The following is a 17,487-nucleotide window of genomic DNA, read 5'->3' on the forward strand; positions in this document are numbered from 1 at the left end:
CCAGTTTTTTTACTGGGCTTTTTTTATGAAACGTAAACGCATTTACATCGCTTATACTGGCGGTACTATAGGAATGAAAAAATCAATCCGCGGCTATATTCCTGCCGAAGGTTTTTTAACCGAAACTGTGGTTAATAACGCAGAATTTAATCGTGAAGAAATGCCATTATTCGATATTCATGAATACTGCCCACTGATTGACTCTTCAGATATGTCTCCTGCTCACTGGCAACTTATTGCTGATGACATAAAAAGTAAGTACCAAGATTACGACGGCTTTGTAGTGCTGCATGGTACAGATACCATGGCCTATACGGCATCGGCTTTATCGTTTATGTTTGAAAACTTAACAAAGCCTATTATCGTGACCGGCTCACAAATTCCGCTCTCTCAATTGCGCTCTGATGGTCAAGTTAACCTACTTAATGCCATGTATTTAGCAGCTAACTACCCGATAGCGGAAGTCAGTTTGTTTTTTAATAATCAATTATTTAGAGGCAACCGAGCAACCAAAGCGCATGCCGATGGATTTGATGCATTCGCCTCCCCTAACCTAGAGCCATTAGCGCTGTCTGGCATTAATATTCAACTGATCAAAGGTCAGTTAAGTCCGTATGTAGAAAATGAATTACAAGTTGCGCAGATCACTCCTCAAGCCATTGGTGTATTGTATTTATACCCTGGGATCAGCAAAGAAGTGGTTAAAAGCTTAGTTAATGGCAACATTAAAGCATTGGTACTGCTGAGCTTTGGTGTGGGTAATGCACCGCAAGACCCTGAGTTTTTGGATATACTTGATGAAGCGAGTAAGCGCGGCGTTATTATCACAAACCTCACTCAATGCCTAAAAGGGCAAGTGAATATGGGCGGGTATGCCACAGGAAATGCGCTACTCAATATAGGCGTGATCAGTGGTTTTGATATGACCTTAGAAGCCTGTTTAACTAAACTGCATTATCTTTTTAGTCAAAACTTAGAGGTCGAAACGATTCGCCATTTAATGCAAGATAATTTGCGGGGTGAGTTAACTCGTTAGGTGTTCAGCAAAACGAATAACAAAAAAGGACGCTATTTAGCGTCCTTTTTATTTACTTAGATTTTATTAACGAACTTTTGCGTCAATATCAACTAAGTCAGTTAAATGACACGTTTCACCACTGTGGGTCTTAATGCCATGCTCACCAAAGTAATCACGCTGGGCTTGTACTAAATGCCCATTACTTGGTGTTGTTAACGTTGCTAAGTAGGTTTGTGTTGCACTTAGCACAGGGAATGCCAGACCCGTCATGACCGCTTGGCCCGTTACTTTACGCATTGCGAGCGACTCTTTTTCAAGAGTATCAATAAACTCAACACCTTGCGCTACACTGTCTAAGTAATCTGCACGAATAATACACCCTGCACGCCAGGTTTGTAGTGTTTTGGCTAAATCAACTTTCCACTGATGGGTACGTGAAGCACCTTTAATTAATGCAAGTCCTTGACGATACGCTAGTAAACTTGCAAGAGTAAATGCATCTTTCAATTCATCTAAATCAATATCAACTTGCGTGGTATTTTGCGCGCTATACGTCATCTCTTGTGCAGCAGTGGTATTGCATGCATTAGTTAAATGGCGTGCTTGAACAGCGGCTACTAATGACGGTACCGCAATACCCAATTCAAGTGCATTTTGAGCTGTCCATAAACCAGTACCTTTTGCGCCTACTTTGTTATCAATTAAGTCAACAAGGGGCACATTTTGCGAATTTTCAAGTGACAAAATATGGCTAGAAATTGACAATAAATAGCTATTTAACTGGCCTTGTGACCATTCATTAAATATCTCAGCAATTTCTTTTGGCGAGCGCTTAGTTCCATGACGAAGTAACTGATACACTTCAGCAATAAGTTGCATCAGTGCGTATTCAATTCCATTGTGAACCATTTTTACAAAATGACCGCTGGCTGATTGACCAACGCGAGCAAAACACGACTCGCCTTTGTAGCTTGCAGCAACTTTTGTAAACCATGGCTCGACACGCTCCCAGCCACCTTCAGAACCACTTGCCATCATAGCCGGACCATGACGTGCACCCTCAGCACCACCTGAAATACCCATGGTGGCAAACTCAAACTTGTCTTGGTATTTTAGCTTGCGATTAATTCCGTCTTTGTAATTACTGTTACCGCAGTCAACAATAATATCACTACATTGAACACCCGCTTCAATCAGCTCATTGCAAACCGCATCAACCAACTCACCCGCAGGTACAAGTAATAAAATAGAACGCGGTGTTTCTAAACGCCTAACCATATCCCCTAGATCAGAGACAATGTGAAGTTTGTCAGCCATGCCTTGTGACTTAGCACAGCTTAATAACTCTTCACCCGCATTTGGGTTTTTGTCATAAGCGACCAGCGTTATCCCTTTTTCAATCAAGTTCAGGGCAAGATTTTTCCCCATAACGCCTAACCCTACTAATGCAACTTGCATTTAGTGCCCTCCTCGGTAACAACTATTTGGTTAGTAAATTAAAATAATACCGCGTGCATTATACTCAGGCCTTAACCATGAGCAAAGCTACATGCATTTATTACAGTTAAAATAAACACTGCAATTATATCAAACAACCGCCCTCACAGGGGAAGAAATAGCGCTGCTATTTAAATTTTTAGATCATTGACGCCCTGTGACACCGGTGTCATAATGATGACATATTCATTTTGTATATAATAGTCGCAATGTTATAAAAATTGCATAAAACTAAAAATTACTATTTAACCTGAAATCTTCTTTGAAGATTTATTAAGTAGTCACTAAAACAAAATAACCGTCAACTTGCTTAAAATAAGCGCACAGGAGAATTTAATGTTAAGACGTACAAAAATAGTCGCGACACTTGGACCTGCAACAGACAGAGATAATAACTTAGAAAAAATTATTCGCGCAGGCGCTAATGTCGTTCGATTAAACTTCTCACACGGTGTTGCACAAGATCATAAAGACCGTGCACAAGCTGTTAGAGATATAGCCGCTAAACTGGGTAAGCACGTTGCAATTCTTGCTGACCTACAAGGTCCTAAAATCCGTGTTTCAACCTTTAAAGAAGGTAAAGTAACTTTAGCGGTCGGTGCAAAATTCATCCTTGATGCAAAAATGGAAAAAGGTGAAGGCGATATTAACGCCGTTGGTATCGATTATAAAGAGCTACCACAAGATGTAGCTCCTGGTGATTTACTCCTTTTAAACGATGGCTTAATTCAGCTTACTGTAGAACATGTTGAAGGTCATTTAGTGCACACTGTGGTTACTGTGGGTGGGGTGCTCTCGAACAATAAAGGGATTAATCGTTTAGGTGGTGGTTTAACTGCGCCCGCGTTTACCGATAAAGACAAAGAAGACTTAATAACTGCGGCTGAAATTAATGTTGACTATATTGCCGTTTCATTCCCGCGTAGTGGCGATGATATGCGTTATGTACGTTCACTTGCAGAAGCTGCAGGCTCTAATGCTCAGCTTTTGGCTAAAATTGAACGTGCTGAAGCAGTAGAAACGCAAGAAGCAGTAGATGATATTATTTTAGCGTCTGACGCTGTGATGGTTGCTCGTGGTGATTTAGGTGTTGAGATTGGTGACGCAGCTTTAATGGGCAAACAAAAACTCATTATTCGTCGCGCACGCTCGCTTAATCGTACTGTTGTAACAGCCACGCAAATGATGGAATCGATGATCGATAACCCAATGCCAACTCGTGCAGAGGTTATGGATGTTGCCAACGCAGTGCTTGATGGCACCGATGCGGTCATGCTTTCAGCGGAAACAGCCGCTGGTGATTACCCAGAAGAAACGGTTGCCACAATGGCACGTGTTTGTTTAGGTGCTGAGTCGCAAAAAGAAACCCATGTTTCTAAGCATCGTTTAGATAGCCGCTTCTCTTCTAATGCGGAGTCAATTGCACTCTCTGCAATGTATGCAGCTAATCACTTAGACTCTGTGAAAGCGATTATCACCCTAACAGAATCAGGTAGTACAGCAAAACTTATGTCGCGTATTAGCTCTGGTTTACCCATTTACTCACTTTCACGTCATCCGAGCACATTAGGGCAAACAGCACTATATCGTGGTGTTTACCCGGTGTTTTTTGACTCTACCAAATGTGTAAAAGATAATATGGTTAAAGATGCATTAAACACGTTAGTGGCTGCAGGTTCACTGCAAACAGGCGACACCGTGATTATCACTCATGGTGATGCAATGGAAACAATTGGTGCAACCAATACAATGAAGATAGTGACAGTGTCGTAAAAGTCACAATAAAAAACGCGAGCTAATTGCTCGCGTTTTTTTATGCTATTTATTAAAGTTAGCTAGCTAATGCTGCTTTTACTTTATCACGGTAACTTCTACTTACTTTAAGCTCTTGTCCGTTATCTAACACTAATAAATATTCACCACTAACCTGAGTTACCAGCTTGCTAATTTGTTTGGTGTTAACAATTGCGCTGCGATGCACACGAACAAATAGATTTGGATCTAATTCTTGTTCAAGCTCTTTCATGGTTTTACGTAATATATGCGTTTGCCCGTCTTGGCAATGCAAACACATATAATCACCTGCGGCATCTACCCACTGTATCGTGGCAACGGGCACTCTAACAATTTCGCCCTGCTCTTTTACTGCTAGTGACTCAGGGTAGCGCCGATCAGTTAAGGTATCACCTGTGGCTAATTTCTTTAAAATTTCTTCGCAGTTATTACCCGTTATCCCAGCTACAAAACTGGCTAATTTTTTCTTATGGGCGTTATCCTGCTGAGTTTTTAAATAGGTATGCACTTTTTCTACCGCCTGTTTTAATCTGTTATCATCAACGGGTTTTAAAATGTAATCTAAAGCATGAATTTCAAATGCTTTAACAGCAAAGTGGTCAAACGCAGTCACAAATACAATGGCAGGCAAGTCTTTACTACTTTCACTCAATGCACGCGCTACCTCAAAGCCATTCATGCCTGGCATTTGAATATCTAAAAAAACGAGGTCAATTTTTTCGTTTTTGCAACTTTCGATCGCATCAAATCCTGAGCTACATAGTTTGATCACTTCAATATCAGAAAACTCTTCAAGCCTAACGGCTAAGCCTTTACGTGCTAATGGTTCATCATCAACAATCAGCGTTTTTATTCTTGTCATTTCTTCACAGCCTTCTCAAACGGAACTCGCAGATTAACTTTCAATCCACTTGGCGTATTATGTGATAATACAAACGAGTAATTATTTTCGTAGAGCGTTTTTAATCTGTCTTGGGTGTTTGCTACACCCACGCCTTTTGCATTAACTAACTGGCCATTTACAATTTCAGTGCCAGGGCCATTATCGCCCACTTCAAGTAATAATTCATTAGCAAATACTTGTGCTTTTATATCAATAACGCCACCTTCTGCCATGTGAGCAATGGCGTACTTAATGGCATTTTCAATGATCGGTTGTAATATTAAGCTAGGTACCAATGCTTGTTGGGCTTGCTCACTCACATCAACATTAACCTGTAACCGTTCATCAAAGCGCACACGTTCAATCTCTAAATACAGCATTAATGCATGTAACTCTTGCTCTAGTGGCACTTTTTTAATTGGATCAGTATTGAGTGTATAACGCAAAAAGTCACTAAGCTTAGATACCATTAAATTAGCATCTTTGTTTTCTTTTACCAAAATTAAAGTGGAAATAGCATTGAGGGTGTTAAATAAAAAGTGAGGGTTTAACTGATACCTGAGCATTTTTAACTGCGCTTCGTGCGCCATTGTAGTTGCTTTTAGCGCTTTTTGGCGTTCACTTTGCAATAACTGGTAATACTTAACCCCAAAGTACAAACCACTCCAACACAAAATAATATAAACGGAATCTAGCCCTTGTTGTAAATAATAGAACCATTCTTCAGGGCGATAGCCGTGTCGATAAATTTCCCACAAGTTAAACTTTTGTACCACCGCCCAGAGCGTACCAGTTACATACGAAGCACCAAATACAACAATGATTAAGACCCAAGGCGAGGCATTCCAAATTTTGCGATATATATAACGCAAAGGGACAGTCATTAAACAGCCCGCATAGGCATTAAGTAAAATAACGAATACGTAAATATCACGCATTTCGAATACTTTAGATCCAATGTAATTAACTAACGCATACCCTATCCAGCCAGCGATTTGCAAAAGCCAGAAAAAGCGTTGTCTGTTATCAATTAAAGACTGCCAATTCAAAATTAATTATTACCTTATAAATTTGTTATTATTATATCGATTTATCAACGTGTATAGCACTACCAACTGTCTTACTTTTTAATAGCCCTATCGCAAACGATAACGTTGGCTGATGCTATTCGGTTAAGCGATTCAATTGAGCTATATGCATAAAAAAAGCGAAAGGTATGTACCTTTCGCTTCTCAATGTTTACTTTTTATTTATTAAGCAAGTTTGTCTGAAGCAACTTTATAAGTCGGATCTTCAATTACGTTTACTTCCACTAAGTCACGCGCTTTATGAAGTAGTTCAGTACAGTCCTGACTTAAGTGACGTAAATGCAACTTTTTACCCGCTTTATTGTACTTATCAGCTAGGCTATCAATTGCTTCTATCGCACTGTGATCCGCAACACGGCTGTATTTAAACTCAACAATAACGTCTTTAGGGTCGTTCTTTACATCAAATAAATCAGCAAAGTTTTTAACTGAGCCAAAGAATAAAGGCCCGTGTAACTCGTACACTTTTGAACCTTCTTTATCAATATAGTTCGTTGTGTAAATATGTTTAGCATGCTGCCAAGCAAATACTAATGCAGACACAATAACACCCACACACACTGCAATGGCTAAGTCAGTGATAACCGTCACACCCGATACTAAAACAATTACAAATGCGTCAGATAAAGGCACGCGTTTCATCATTTTAAAACTTGCCCATTCAAATGTACCCAGTACCACCATAAACATAACACCAACTAATGCCGCTAGTGGGATCATTTCAATTAAGCTTGAGGCAAAGATAATAAACGCAAGTAACATCAGCGCAGCACTAATACCAGATAAACGCGAACGGCCACCTGAATTAATGTTAATCATAGATTGGCCAATCATGGCACAGCCACCCATTGCACCAAAGAAACCACATGTAACGTTTGCCGCACCTTGGCCAATACATTCTTTGTTAGAATGGCCACGTGTTTCTGTAATTTCGTCAATCAAGCTTAGCGTTAACAGCGATTCAATTAAGCCAATTGCTGCAAGAATAAGCGCATATGGGAAGATAATTTGTAGTGTTTCTAAATTAAAAGGCACCATAGGAATATGAAACTGCGGTAAACCACCGGCAATCGTTGCAGCTTCATTACCTGTCATACCTTTTAAGAAATCAAGTACTGTACGCGCTTCTAAGTCAAGGCCAATAACTAAGCCAGTTACCGTCACAATGGCAACCAGTGACGAAGGGACTGCGGTCGTTAATTTTGGCAAAAAGTGAATAATAGCCATAGTTAGCGCCACTAAACCGAGCATAATGTACATTGCACTGCCCGTCATCCATTCTTGACCGCCAGCACCATCAGGTACTTTAAACTGCCCGAGCTGTGCTAAAAATATAACTATCGCTAAGCCATTTACAAAACCGAGCATCACCGGATGTGGAACCATACGTATAAACTTACCGAGCTTAAATACCCCAGCCAATATTTGTAATAGCCCCATCAGCAACACAGTGGCAAATAGATATTCCACTCCGTGATCCAGTACTAAACTTACCATTACAACCGCAAGCGCACCGGTTGCACCCGAAATCATACCTGGACGACCACCAAAAATAGCCGTAATTAAGCCAACAATAAATGCGGCATATAAACCAACAAGGGGTTCTACATTTGCAACAAAGGCAAATGCAACAGCTTCTGGGATCAAGGCAAGTGCCACGGTCAATCCAGAGAGAATATCGTTTTTAGCAGAGCTTGGCGCCCTACTGAGTAAGTTAAACATTGAGTTCCTCAGTTTTATTTAGCTGACAAAAAAAGCGCTGAATTCTATCAAATTAGCGCTCATTTCACAATTATAGTTAATGCAGCCGATTTGTTTATTATCGGCTTATTTTTATTTTACAGTGGTAAGGCTGTACTACGTTTTACACAGGTCATGGTCACGTTAGAATGAACCTCTTGGACGTACTCTAAGCTAAGTAGGTTATCGCGTACAAAGTGCTCATAACCTTCTATGCCTTGAGAAATAATACGCAACATAAAGTCCATAGTACCCGCCATAGTGTAACATTCAGTCACTTCATCATAGCTAAGTATCAGTTTTTCAAACTCGGCTAGATTCTTTTTACCATGGTTTGATAAACGTACATGGGCGTAAACCAACATATCAAAGCCCAGCTTTTTTTCATCAAGCAATGCGACTTTACTTTTGATGTAGCCATCTTGTTCTAATTTAGCAATACGACGCCAACAAGGAGACTGAGATAGGCCTACTTTATCTGCAATTTCAGCGGTTGATAAACTTGCATCTTGTTGTAAAAGTGCCAATATTTGGCGATCTACGTGATTTAGAGACATTTTATTTCTTATTTATCTAATAAATTGGTTAAATTATACAGCCTTTTTAAAAAGCAGTCTGCATATTTTTAACAATTAAACACATCAACCAAATTGACCACTTACAAACGGATTGGTTGCCTTCTCATTGGCGACATCGGTATCTTCACCATGGCCACTTAAAATTGCGGTACTCAGTGGCAACGTCATTATATGGGCCTGTATTGAGCTAATAAGCTGCTTACTGTCTCCTTTTGGAAAATCAGTACGACCGACTGAGCCTTTAAATATAACATCACCCACAATAACGGTGCTTTGCGTATCTTGATAAAATACAACGTGTCCTGGGGTGTGCCCTGGGCAATGCAGTACTTTAAATGCAAGCTGACCAACTTGTACGGTATCATCATGTACTAGCCATTCATCTGGGTAAAAAGCACTGATAGGTTTAAATCCAAACATTGTGGCTTGCATTGGTAAGTTATCAAACCAAAAGCGCTCATCCTTATGTGGGCCAATAATCTTTATATTGTATTGCTCACGTAAACTATGAGCACCACCCACATGGTCTAAGTGTCCATGAGTCAACCAGATGGCTGACAAGCTCAAGTTATGCTGTGTTAGTGTTGCATTAATTTTGTCAACATCACCACCGGGATCTACCACCACAGCTTGCTGGGTTTGTTCGCATACTATAATTCGGCAATTTTGCATAAACTGCGTAACGGGAATTGTGATTATTTTCATCTTATATTTCTTTATTTTTTTGCGCTGGAATAACTATATCTTGTTCATATGACATTAAAATTGGGTATTTTAAATAAGCTTGATCGTAAAACGGGCTATGTTCATAGAGCCAATTTAAGCGCGCCTCAGGATCTGTAGCAAATGCTTTATCTAGCTTCAGTTTTTTATTAAATGCCTCTGCTAATTTCGGATCATCGCTGAGCATTTTCTCAGCGAATGGGAGCAATGCGTAATTTTCCATATACTCTGTTCGCTGAAAAATCGTATTAAATTCACCCCATGCAAAAAAAGAGTCAGGTGCTTCTGGATGCAATAAATGCACAGCTAACTCGCCTGCTTTTTGTTGGGTACTGACTTCAAACCAACCATCTAAATCGACATTCGTTGCCGGTTCATATTTAAAACGTGCCGACACTCTAAATCGCCCTTCAAATGGTGCTTTATCAAAGCTATATTGCGCCACTTTTGCCATTTTTAACGGCTGAGTATTGGCGCCACTGAGTTTATTAATTGATACTCCATGTAAAGCAAGCTTTTCGATAATATCGGTATACACTGGCGGAATAAAAAACGATTTTGGGACTTCGACTGTGTGCTGTACTTCTTTTTGCCAAAAAACAGGCAGCTTGTCATAATCTTGCTTTTTACCTAAATAACTTACTTCTTGCTGATTTGACAAAGCATTCATGCTTTTAGAATAAGCAATGCCTTTAAAATTAATATAATCAGCTTGCTCAGCGTAGCCACGTTTAACAATTAATTGCTTAGGAACAAATTGCTGTTCTTTTTTTACCGCATTTGCAAGTTTATCTTTATGGGTTGCTAACGCTTCAATAGCACCATCTATAAACACATAAGTCCCTAGCACGCGTTGCTTATAGGGTTTTAAAGAATGGTTTTCGACTAAAATAGTTGGCAATGATCTTAAATCACCCCAGCCATTAGAAAAACGAGGCGTCGCCACCCAACCCGCTAAACCTGATTTAAATTCTTGTTTATCCATAACAAACACTAAAGGGCCAGGGATATGTCCTTGATCAGTTAAGGTTTGATCAATAACAGGTTTAAAGTAACGGTTGAGTGCATCCGAAATAGCGGGCGACTCGCTAGCAAATACTGGGTTATAGCCGTAGGTGACATCATATTGGTAATCGGCCCCATCAGTCACATGCACGTCTATATATAAATTCGGATTATAATCGTTAATGACTGCAAGTACGCTTTTAACCTCTGGGGTATCTAATTTAGTGAAATCACGATTTAAATTAAGGTTATTGGCGTTTGTTCTAAAACCCATTTTTATCGGACCACGCTGATTAATTCGATTAAATGCGCTACTGCGTTCATGCCCATCAACATTAAGAATGGGGATAAATAGAATGTTTACCTTTTTTAATATATCGCGACGTTTACCCGTGGCAATATCTCTTAGCAACATAAACATTGCATCTTTACCATCAATCTCACCAGCGTGAATTCCGGCTTGAATTAGCACAGTTGGTTTAGTGCTGTTAGCCATTTGCCCAGCATCAAAAAAGCCTTGTTCGCTGGCAATCAACATTTTTATTGCACGTTTACTATTACTATAGCCAATCGTTTTTGATTTAAATTGAGTGGGATTCGCCGCTACCAACCTATCAACAAAGGCCATGGTATCAGCATAATTAGGAGACGAGACACCCGCAGAAATTTCAAAGTCTGTGGTTAAAGGTCCCTGTTGCTGCAATAGCGATGTGCTCGCACCTTCCCATGGTAATAATGGCGGTAAATAACTGTTATTCGCCATACTTGCAGATAAAACCAATAAACTTATAAACATATACTTCTCTAGCAAACGCATTAATTAAAAAAATTATAGCAATTAAAGCTTTTTAGATGCCAAAACTGCGGTAGTTCAACAAAAAAATGCAGCCAATTGCAGTTTCTTTTGATTATTTGCTCAAGTCCTAGTCAAGTGCTGATAAAAACATAATTAATATCAACCTTAAGAGCAACAATGAACATGCCTAAAATTCTGGTTTAGCTAATTTAAGTTAAATGGATACACGGCACTAAAAGGTATGATATAGCTAAAACAGTAAATAGCAGGCACAAAAAAAGGAGCCATAGGCTCCTTTTCAATACTTATACAAAAACTTAAGCTGCCGCTAGGCCTTCTTTTGCTTTTGCTACAAGCGCTGCGAATGCAACTTGGTCGTAAACAGCGATATCTGCAAGGATCTTACGATCGATTTCTACAGATGTCTTTTTAAGACCATTGATAAAACGGCTGTAAGACAGACCATTTTGACGTGAAGCAGCATTGATACGTGCAATCCATAATTGACGGAAAGTACGTTTCTTAGCACGGCGGTCACGGTAAGCGTATTGACCCGCTTTAGTAACAGCCTGGAAAGCTACGCGGTAAACACGTGAACGTGCTCCGTAGTAACCTTTCGCTTGTTTTAAAACTTTTTTGTGACGTGCACGTGCGACAACGCCGCGTTTAACTCTTGCCATTTCTAAAAACCCCTATTAAGCGAATGGTAACATACGTGAAACTAGACCATGGTCATTTTTATGAACCATCATCTTAGGACGTAGGTGTAACTTACGCTTAGAAGTTTTCTTAGTCAGAATGTGACGAAGATGCGCTTGTTTACGCTTGAAACCGCCAGAAGCAGTCTTTTTGAAACGCTTAGCTGCGCCTCTGTGACTTTTTAGCTTGTAAGCCATTGCAATAACTCCAATTGTATTGCTTTAAAATTAGTAAGAAGGCGTGAGATATATTGCTATAGCTCCACTTTAAAGGCCTAACTTACTGCTATGTTCCGGTGAAAACCCGATATAAATACCGCAATTTTACTTTAAAACCGGTTAACTCAGGTGGACATTTTCATATCACTTGCAAACCTGAGCTAAATTCGGTGCGTATTATCGCCTAATTATTACTTTTTAGCAACCGGCGCCATCATCATAACCATTTGACGGCCTTCAACACGATTTGGGAAAGATTCAACAACTGCTAATTCTTCTAAATCGGTTTTAATACGGTTTAATAATTCGATACCAATTTCTTGGTGAGCCATTTCACGACCACGGAAGCGGATAGTTATCTTAGCTTTATCGCCAGCTTCTAAGAACTTGCGTAAGTTGCGTAGCTTAACCTGATAATCACCTTCATCCGTACCTGGACGGAATTTGATTTCTTTAATCTGGATCTGCTTTTGCTTCTTCTTCTGCTCTTTTAGTTCTTTGCTTTTTTCAAAGATGAACTTACCGTAATCCATAACCTTACAAACAGGCGGCTCAGCATTTGGACTGATCTCTACAAGATCAACACCCGCTGCATCAGCCATAGCTTGCGCGTCTTTTAATGACTGAATTCCAGCTTGTTCGCCGTCGATGTCGATTAAACGAACTTCTTGCGCTGTAATTTCTTCGTTAATACGATTTTTTTGAGCTGTTTGTTGCCCTTTCTTGCCGCCTCTAATAGTACGTTCCTCCAAGAATATCAATAATATAAGCGTGTAGCTGGCTATTTTTGCTTGCCCTACACGCTCGATTTTTACTGTCGATTTTTGATTTCTTCACTGATTTTAGCTACAAAATCATCGACATTAAATTTGCCTAGGTCTTCACCTGTGCGAGTTCGTACTGCTACTTCTTGTTGCTCAACTTCTTTGTCGCCAACAACCAATAAGTAAGGAATACGCTTAAGTGTATGCTCACGGATTTTAAAGCCAATCTTCTCATTTCTCAAGTCAGCAGCGGCTCTAATTCCAAGTTTATTTAATTTTTGTACAATTTCCTGAACATACGGTGCTTGTTTATCGGTGATATTCATAATCACCACTTGCTTAGGCGCAAGCCACGTTGGGAATAAACCAGCATACTCTTCTGTTAAAATACCGATGAAGCGCTCAATAGACCCTAATATAGCGCGGTGTATCATAACAGGTGTACGTCGTTCGTTATTTTCAGCCACATATGTTGCGCCTAAACGACCAGGTAATGCAAAGTCTAGTTGCACTGTACCACACTGCCACGCTCTGTCTAAGCAATCGTACAAAGTAAATTCAATTTTAGGACCATAAAACGCCCCTTCACCTGGTAGGTAATCAAATTCAATGTCATTTGCCTTAAGTGCATCAGCAAGTGCAAGCTCAGCTTTGTCCCACATTTCATCTTCGCCAATACGTTGCTCTGGACGAGTTGAAAGTTTAACTACAATTTTTTCAAAGCCGAATGTTTCATACGTATCGTAAACCATTTTAATACAGGCCGATACTTCATCCATGATTTGCTCTTCAGTACAGAATACATGTGCATCATCTTGGGTAAAGCCACGCACACGCATTAAACCGTGAAGTGCGCCTGATGGCTCGTTACGGTGACAACAACCAAACTCAGCCATACGCAATGGTAAATCACGGTATGATTTTAAACCTTGGTTAAATATTTGTACGTGACCTGGACAGTTCATTGGCTTGATTGCGTATTCACGCTTTTCAGACTCCGTGGTAAACATGGCTTCTGAATATTTTTCCCAGTGACCTGATTTTTCCCATAACGAACGGTCCATCATCATTGGACCTTTTACTTCTTCGTATTGGTACTCACGTAATTTTTCACGCACAAATTCTTCTAATTCACGGTAAATGCTCCAACCATCGTTGTGCCAAAATACCATGCCTGGCGCTTCTTCTTGCCAGTGCCATAAATCAAGTGCTTTACCAATACGACGGTGATCACGTTTTTCAGCTTCTTCTAAACGCTTTAAGTACGCTTTAAGTTGCTTTTTATCGCCCCACGCTGTGCCGTAAATACGCTGCAGCATTTTATTTTCAGAATCACCACGCCAGTATGCACCTGCTACCTTCATAATTTTGAAGTTTTGACAGAATTTCATGTTAGGAACATGTGGTCCACGACACATATCTACGTATTCTTCGTGGTGGTATAAACCTGGGCGATCATCTTGAGCAATATTTTCGTCAAGAATTTCTATTTTGTATGTTTCGCCACGCGCCGCAAACGTATCGCGTGCTTCTTGCCAGCTAACGGTTTTTTTCACTACATCGTAGTTTGTTTTTGCAAGCTGTAACATACGCTTTTCAATAGCATCAAGATCATCTTGAGATAACGAATGTTCCATATCAATATCATAGTAAAAACCGTTATCGATAGTAGGACCAATCGCCATTTTAGCGTCTGGGAAAAGTTGCTTAACTGCATGACCAATTAGGTGGGCACAAGAATGGCGAATAATTTCTAAACCATCGTCATCTTTTGCTGTAATAATTTCAAGACGAGAGTCGGCTGAAATTAAATCACATGCATCCACGCGTTCGCCATTCACACGACCAGCAATGGTTGCTTTAGCAAGACCAGGGCCGATATCGTTTGCAACATCAAGCGTGCTTACAGGGTTTTCAAAACTACGCTGACTACCGTCAGGGAGAGTAATAACTGGCATTATAAATCCTTACATACAGTGGTGACACCTACAATGTATCACGTGTATTTTTTAATTAATTAAATGAGAATGACTCGACAACGCTTTTACGAATAAGCATTGACTATTTTTCGCCGTCAAAGGCTAATGTAGATGCTGAGTCTGCTCAACTACAAAAAAGATATTGTCGCGTGCTGCAGCGTTAATTACAAGTTTTAAGCTACTAAAAACCACGCATTTTTAACATAAATGTGCAATTAATAACTTTTCTTCAGTCACGCCGCATCAAATTAACGTAAAGCACTATATTAAAGCAGCACACAAAGTGCTTAAACTCGCATTTTAATGCGTGTTGCGTATAATAACCGGTAATTAAGTTATAGTAGAGATTAACAATGAGAACATGTGGTGTAGAAATTACCGGTAGCGATGTACTACTTTGTATTTTAAGTAAAGATAACGACGTTTTTGATATTCGTGACGTGCGCCAAACACGCTTTACCTTAGGTAACGGTAACGACACTGAAATAATGCGTAAATTTCAATTTGATTTTGCAAAGCTGATGCAAGATTACCAAATTGATTCTGTTGCCATTCGCGAACGCCAGCCTAAAGGTAAATTTGCAGGTAGCGCTAAAGGGTTCAAAATGGAAACGGCTATTCAATTAATCGACAACCTCGATGTTCGCGTGTTTTCAACTACTGAAATAAAAGAGCAAGTAAAACGCAACCCAATCCCTATCGCGTTCGAAGACACTGGTCTTAAAAAATATCAAGAAAATGCATTCGTTAATGCTTACGTTTATATCATGAAAAAAACCTACCGCAGCGACGAAATGTAATACCAATTGCATCCTTGTAAAAACGCGTAATAGCTCAATATTACGCGTTTTTTTATGTCTAAATTTTCAAATAAAAGTGTAAGACATTAGTCTAACCCTCTTCCCTTTGTCGACAATTCATGTTTATTTAATCAACAAGCCTTGGATAGATAAAAACATGGAGAATGTCATGAAAGCGACACAAACAGTGCATAAAGAAGTAGAACAAATAAACACTATACCGCTATCAAATAGTTATTTTAAGGGGATTCAAAGCACACCGCTAATAGAGCAAACTATTGGAGAATACCTTGATTCAATTGTCGACAATAACCCAGAGGCATTGGCAGTTGTTGTTGCTCACCAAAATATTCGCTTAAACTATAAGGAGTTTCAGCAGCAGATTGATCAGCTTGCTATGGGGTTGTTGGCATTAGGGGTTAAATCAGGTGACAGGGTCGGTATTTGGTCACCCAACAATATACAATGGTGCTTAACTCAATTTGCCACGGCCAAAATCGGCGCAATCATGGTGTGTATTAACCCAGCTTACCGCCCCAGTGAACTGCAATATGCGCTTAATAGTGTTGAATGTTCCACGCTTATTACTGCTACCTCATTTAAGGGCAGTCACTACGTTAATATGCTACAAAGTTTAGCCCCAGAGCTAAATAGTTGCCAAAAAGGGGAATTAAAAGCCGCTAAACTCCCTTCATTAAAAAATGTAATTTGTATAGGTGATGAGCCAGTAAATGGTATGTTTTCGTTTAATGAAGTACTCGCCATGCCCTCAGATGCCCACCAGTTAGAACTTCAAGCGGTGGCTAAAACCCTAAACTGTAATCAAGACATTAATATTCAGTTTACCTCTGGCACCACAGGAAACCCTAAAGGGGCTACGCTAACGCATAAAAACATTCTTAATAATGCACTGCTTGTTGCCCAAGCAATGCATTTTACTGAACATGATAAGCTGTGTATCCCTGTACCGCTTTATCATTGCTTTGGCATGGTTTTAGGCAGCTTATTGTGCGTAAGTAAAGGCGCTGCAGCTATTTATCCAAGTGATTCTTTCGATCCAAAAACCACATTAGAGGTGGTACAACAAGAAAAATGCACCGCTCTTCATGGCGTGCCTACCATGTTTATAAGCGAATTAGAGCTTAATAACTTTAGTGATTATGATTTAACTACATTACGAACCGGCGTTATGGCAGGCTCAACCTGCCCCGAACAAGTTATGCGTAAAGTACAAACACTAATGAATATGAACCAAGTCGTTATAGCCTATGGACAAACAGAGTGTAGCCCAATCAACAATATCACTGAAACCGACTCATCAATTGAGCGTCAAGTCACCACTGTAGGACGAGCGCTTGCGCACACTGAAGTAAAGATTATTGATGAGGTGGGTGAAGTTCAAAAAATAGGCCAACCAGGTGAAGTCTGTAGCCGTGGAGCTGGTATTATGCGTTGCTATTGGAACGATGAAGAAAAAACCAAAGCTACTATCGATAATCAAGGTTGGCTACATTCTGGCGATTTAGGGGTAATGGACAGTGAAGGCTTTGTCAGTATTGTTGGCAGAATTAAAGACATGATTATTCGCGGCGGAGAAAATATATATCCCCGCGAGATTGAGGAAGTTTTATACACCTACCCAGGGATACAAGATGCGGCAATTTTTGGTATTACCGATGAAAAGTTTGGCGAAGAAGTCTGTGCCTGGATCCAGCCTAAAGAAGGTGAAGTGCTTGATGAGCAAGCAATTCGATTATTTTTAAAAGACAAACTCGCCTACTTTAAACAGCCTAAATATATTCGCTTTGTTGAACATTACCCGATGACGGTAACCGGAAAATTGCAAAAATTTAAAATGCGCGAACAAATGCAAGAAGAGCTCGCCGAATCTGCATTTTCATAAGC

At 39.9% G+C, this 17,487-nt stretch carries 15 protein-coding genes; 4 read left to right on the forward strand and 11 right to left on the reverse strand.

What is annotated here, in order from left to right; genetic code table 11:
• Positions 1-25 precede the first annotated feature (25 nt).
• Positions 26-1,036, forward strand: a complete 1,011-nt coding sequence (ansA, locus tag MTF66_RS11410; protein ID WP_054200863.1) for an asparaginase — start codon at positions 26-28, stop codon at positions 1,034-1,036.
• A gap of 66 nt (positions 1,037-1,102) precedes the next feature.
• Here the strand turns inward: ansA and gndA are convergent, their stop codons facing one another.
• Positions 1,103-2,476, reverse strand: coding sequence for an NADP-dependent phosphogluconate dehydrogenase (gndA, locus tag MTF66_RS11415; RefSeq protein WP_010389900.1), 1,374 nt, complete (start codon positions 2,474-2,476; stop codon positions 1,103-1,105).
• A 375-nt stretch (positions 2,477-2,851) separates the two neighbouring features.
• On the opposite strand from gndA, the gene pyk reads away from it, so the two are divergent.
• A complete protein-coding gene (pyk, locus tag MTF66_RS11420) occupies positions 2,852-4,288 on the forward strand; it encodes a pyruvate kinase (protein ID WP_248527279.1) in 1,437 nt (478 codons plus the stop codon).
• Between the two features lie 58 nt (positions 4,289-4,346).
• Here the strand turns inward: pyk and MTF66_RS11425 are convergent, their stop codons facing one another.
• From MTF66_RS11425 to thrS, 10 genes are all read right to left on the reverse strand, one after another.
• Positions 4,347-5,171, reverse strand: a complete 825-nt coding sequence (locus tag MTF66_RS11425) for a LytTR family DNA-binding domain-containing protein (protein WP_010389898.1) — start codon at positions 5,169-5,171, stop codon at positions 4,347-4,349.
• Entirely contained in the window at positions 5,168-6,241 is a 1,074-nt protein-coding gene (locus MTF66_RS11430) for a sensor histidine kinase (protein WP_248527280.1), read from the reverse strand. Before MTF66_RS11430 ends, MTF66_RS11425 begins: the two co-directional genes overlap by 4 nt.
• Before the next feature lie 204 nt (positions 6,242-6,445).
• Positions 6,446-8,002 (reverse strand): SulP family inorganic anion transporter, encoded by a 1,557-nt coding sequence (locus MTF66_RS11435; protein WP_055011907.1) that lies wholly within the window; start codon positions 8,000-8,002, stop codon positions 6,446-6,448.
• A gap of 116 nt (positions 8,003-8,118) precedes the next feature.
• Positions 8,119-8,577 (reverse strand): Lrp/AsnC family transcriptional regulator, encoded by a 459-nt coding sequence (locus MTF66_RS11440; protein ID WP_008110469.1) that lies wholly within the window; start codon positions 8,575-8,577, stop codon positions 8,119-8,121.
• An 84-nt stretch (positions 8,578-8,661) separates the two neighbouring features.
• Positions 8,662-9,303 (reverse strand): MBL fold metallo-hydrolase, encoded by a 642-nt coding sequence (locus MTF66_RS11445; protein ID WP_248527281.1) that lies wholly within the window; start codon positions 9,301-9,303, stop codon positions 8,662-8,664.
• Between the two features lies 1 nt (position 9,304).
• Complete coding sequence (locus MTF66_RS11450; protein WP_248527282.1) at positions 9,305-11,122, reverse strand: M14 family metallopeptidase; 1,818 nt, start codon at positions 11,120-11,122, stop codon at positions 9,305-9,307.
• A 317-nt stretch (positions 11,123-11,439) separates the two neighbouring features.
• On the reverse strand, positions 11,440-11,802 hold the full coding sequence (gene rplT / locus MTF66_RS11455; protein ID WP_008110477.1) for a 50S ribosomal protein L20: 363 nt from the start codon (positions 11,800-11,802) through the stop codon (positions 11,440-11,442).
• 15 nt (positions 11,803-11,817) lie between these two features.
• Positions 11,818-12,018 (reverse strand): 50S ribosomal protein L35, encoded by a 201-nt coding sequence (gene rpmI, locus MTF66_RS11460; RefSeq protein ID WP_004587840.1) that lies wholly within the window; start codon positions 12,016-12,018, stop codon positions 11,818-11,820.
• A gap of 212 nt (positions 12,019-12,230) precedes the next feature.
• Positions 12,231-12,791, reverse strand: coding sequence for a translation initiation factor IF-3 (gene infC / locus MTF66_RS11465; protein ID WP_008466946.1), 561 nt, complete (start codon positions 12,789-12,791; stop codon positions 12,231-12,233).
• A gap of 59 nt (positions 12,792-12,850) precedes the next feature.
• On the reverse strand, positions 12,851-14,761 hold the full coding sequence (gene thrS / locus MTF66_RS11470; protein ID WP_008466944.1) for a threonine--tRNA ligase: 1,911 nt from the start codon (positions 14,759-14,761) through the stop codon (positions 12,851-12,853).
• A 374-nt stretch (positions 14,762-15,135) separates the two neighbouring features.
• On the opposite strand from thrS, the gene MTF66_RS11475 reads away from it, so the two are divergent.
• Together MTF66_RS11475 and MTF66_RS11480 are read left to right on the forward strand one after the other, a co-directional pair.
• Positions 15,136-15,582: a DUF3010 family protein gene (locus tag MTF66_RS11475; protein WP_010389888.1), complete on the forward strand. Its 447-nt coding sequence runs from the start codon at positions 15,136-15,138 to the stop codon at positions 15,580-15,582.
• 169 nt (positions 15,583-15,751) lie between these two features.
• A complete protein-coding gene (locus MTF66_RS11480) occupies positions 15,752-17,485 on the forward strand; it encodes an AMP-binding protein (RefSeq protein ID WP_138621111.1) in 1,734 nt (577 codons plus the stop codon).
• Positions 17,486-17,487: the final 2 nt, after the last annotated feature.

This window comes from Pseudoalteromonas sp. 2CM39R (genome assembly GCF_023161845.1).

Excerpts from the sequence above, each read along its gene's own strand:
- ansA (WP_054200863.1), top strand. The coding sequence starts at position 26 with ATGAAACGTAAACGCATTTACATCGCTTATACTGGCGGTACTATAGGA.
- gndA (WP_010389900.1), bottom strand. The coding sequence starts at position 2,476 with ATGCAAGTTGCATTAGTAGGGTTAGGCGTTATGGGGAAAAATCTTGCC.
- pyk (WP_248527279.1), top strand. The coding sequence starts at position 2,852 with ATGTTAAGACGTACAAAAATAGTCGCGACACTTGGACCTGCAACAGAC.
- MTF66_RS11425 (WP_010389898.1), bottom strand. The coding sequence starts at position 5,171 with ATGACAAGAATAAAAACGCTGATTGTTGATGATGAACCATTAGCACGT.
- MTF66_RS11435 (WP_055011907.1), bottom strand. The coding sequence starts at position 8,002 with ATGTTTAACTTACTCAGTAGGGCGCCAAGCTCTGCTAAAAACGATATT.
- MTF66_RS11440 (WP_008110469.1), bottom strand. The coding sequence starts at position 8,577 with ATGTCTCTAAATCACGTAGATCGCCAAATATTGGCACTTTTACAACAA.
- MTF66_RS11445 (WP_248527281.1), bottom strand. The coding sequence starts at position 9,303 with ATGAAAATAATCACAATTCCCGTTACGCAGTTTATGCAAAATTGCCGA.
- MTF66_RS11450 (WP_248527282.1), bottom strand. The coding sequence starts at position 11,122 with ATGTTTATAAGTTTATTGGTTTTATCTGCAAGTATGGCGAATAACAGT.
- rplT (WP_008110477.1), bottom strand. The coding sequence starts at position 11,802 with ATGGCAAGAGTTAAACGCGGCGTTGTCGCACGTGCACGTCACAAAAAA.
- rpmI (WP_004587840.1), bottom strand. The coding sequence starts at position 12,018 with ATGGCTTACAAGCTAAAAAGTCACAGAGGCGCAGCTAAGCGTTTCAAA.
- thrS (WP_008466944.1), bottom strand. The coding sequence starts at position 14,761 with ATGCCAGTTATTACTCTCCCTGACGGTAGTCAGCGTAGTTTTGAAAAC.
- MTF66_RS11475 (WP_010389888.1), top strand. The coding sequence starts at position 15,136 with ATGAGAACATGTGGTGTAGAAATTACCGGTAGCGATGTACTACTTTGT.
- MTF66_RS11480 (WP_138621111.1), top strand. The coding sequence starts at position 15,752 with ATGAAAGCGACACAAACAGTGCATAAAGAAGTAGAACAAATAAACACT.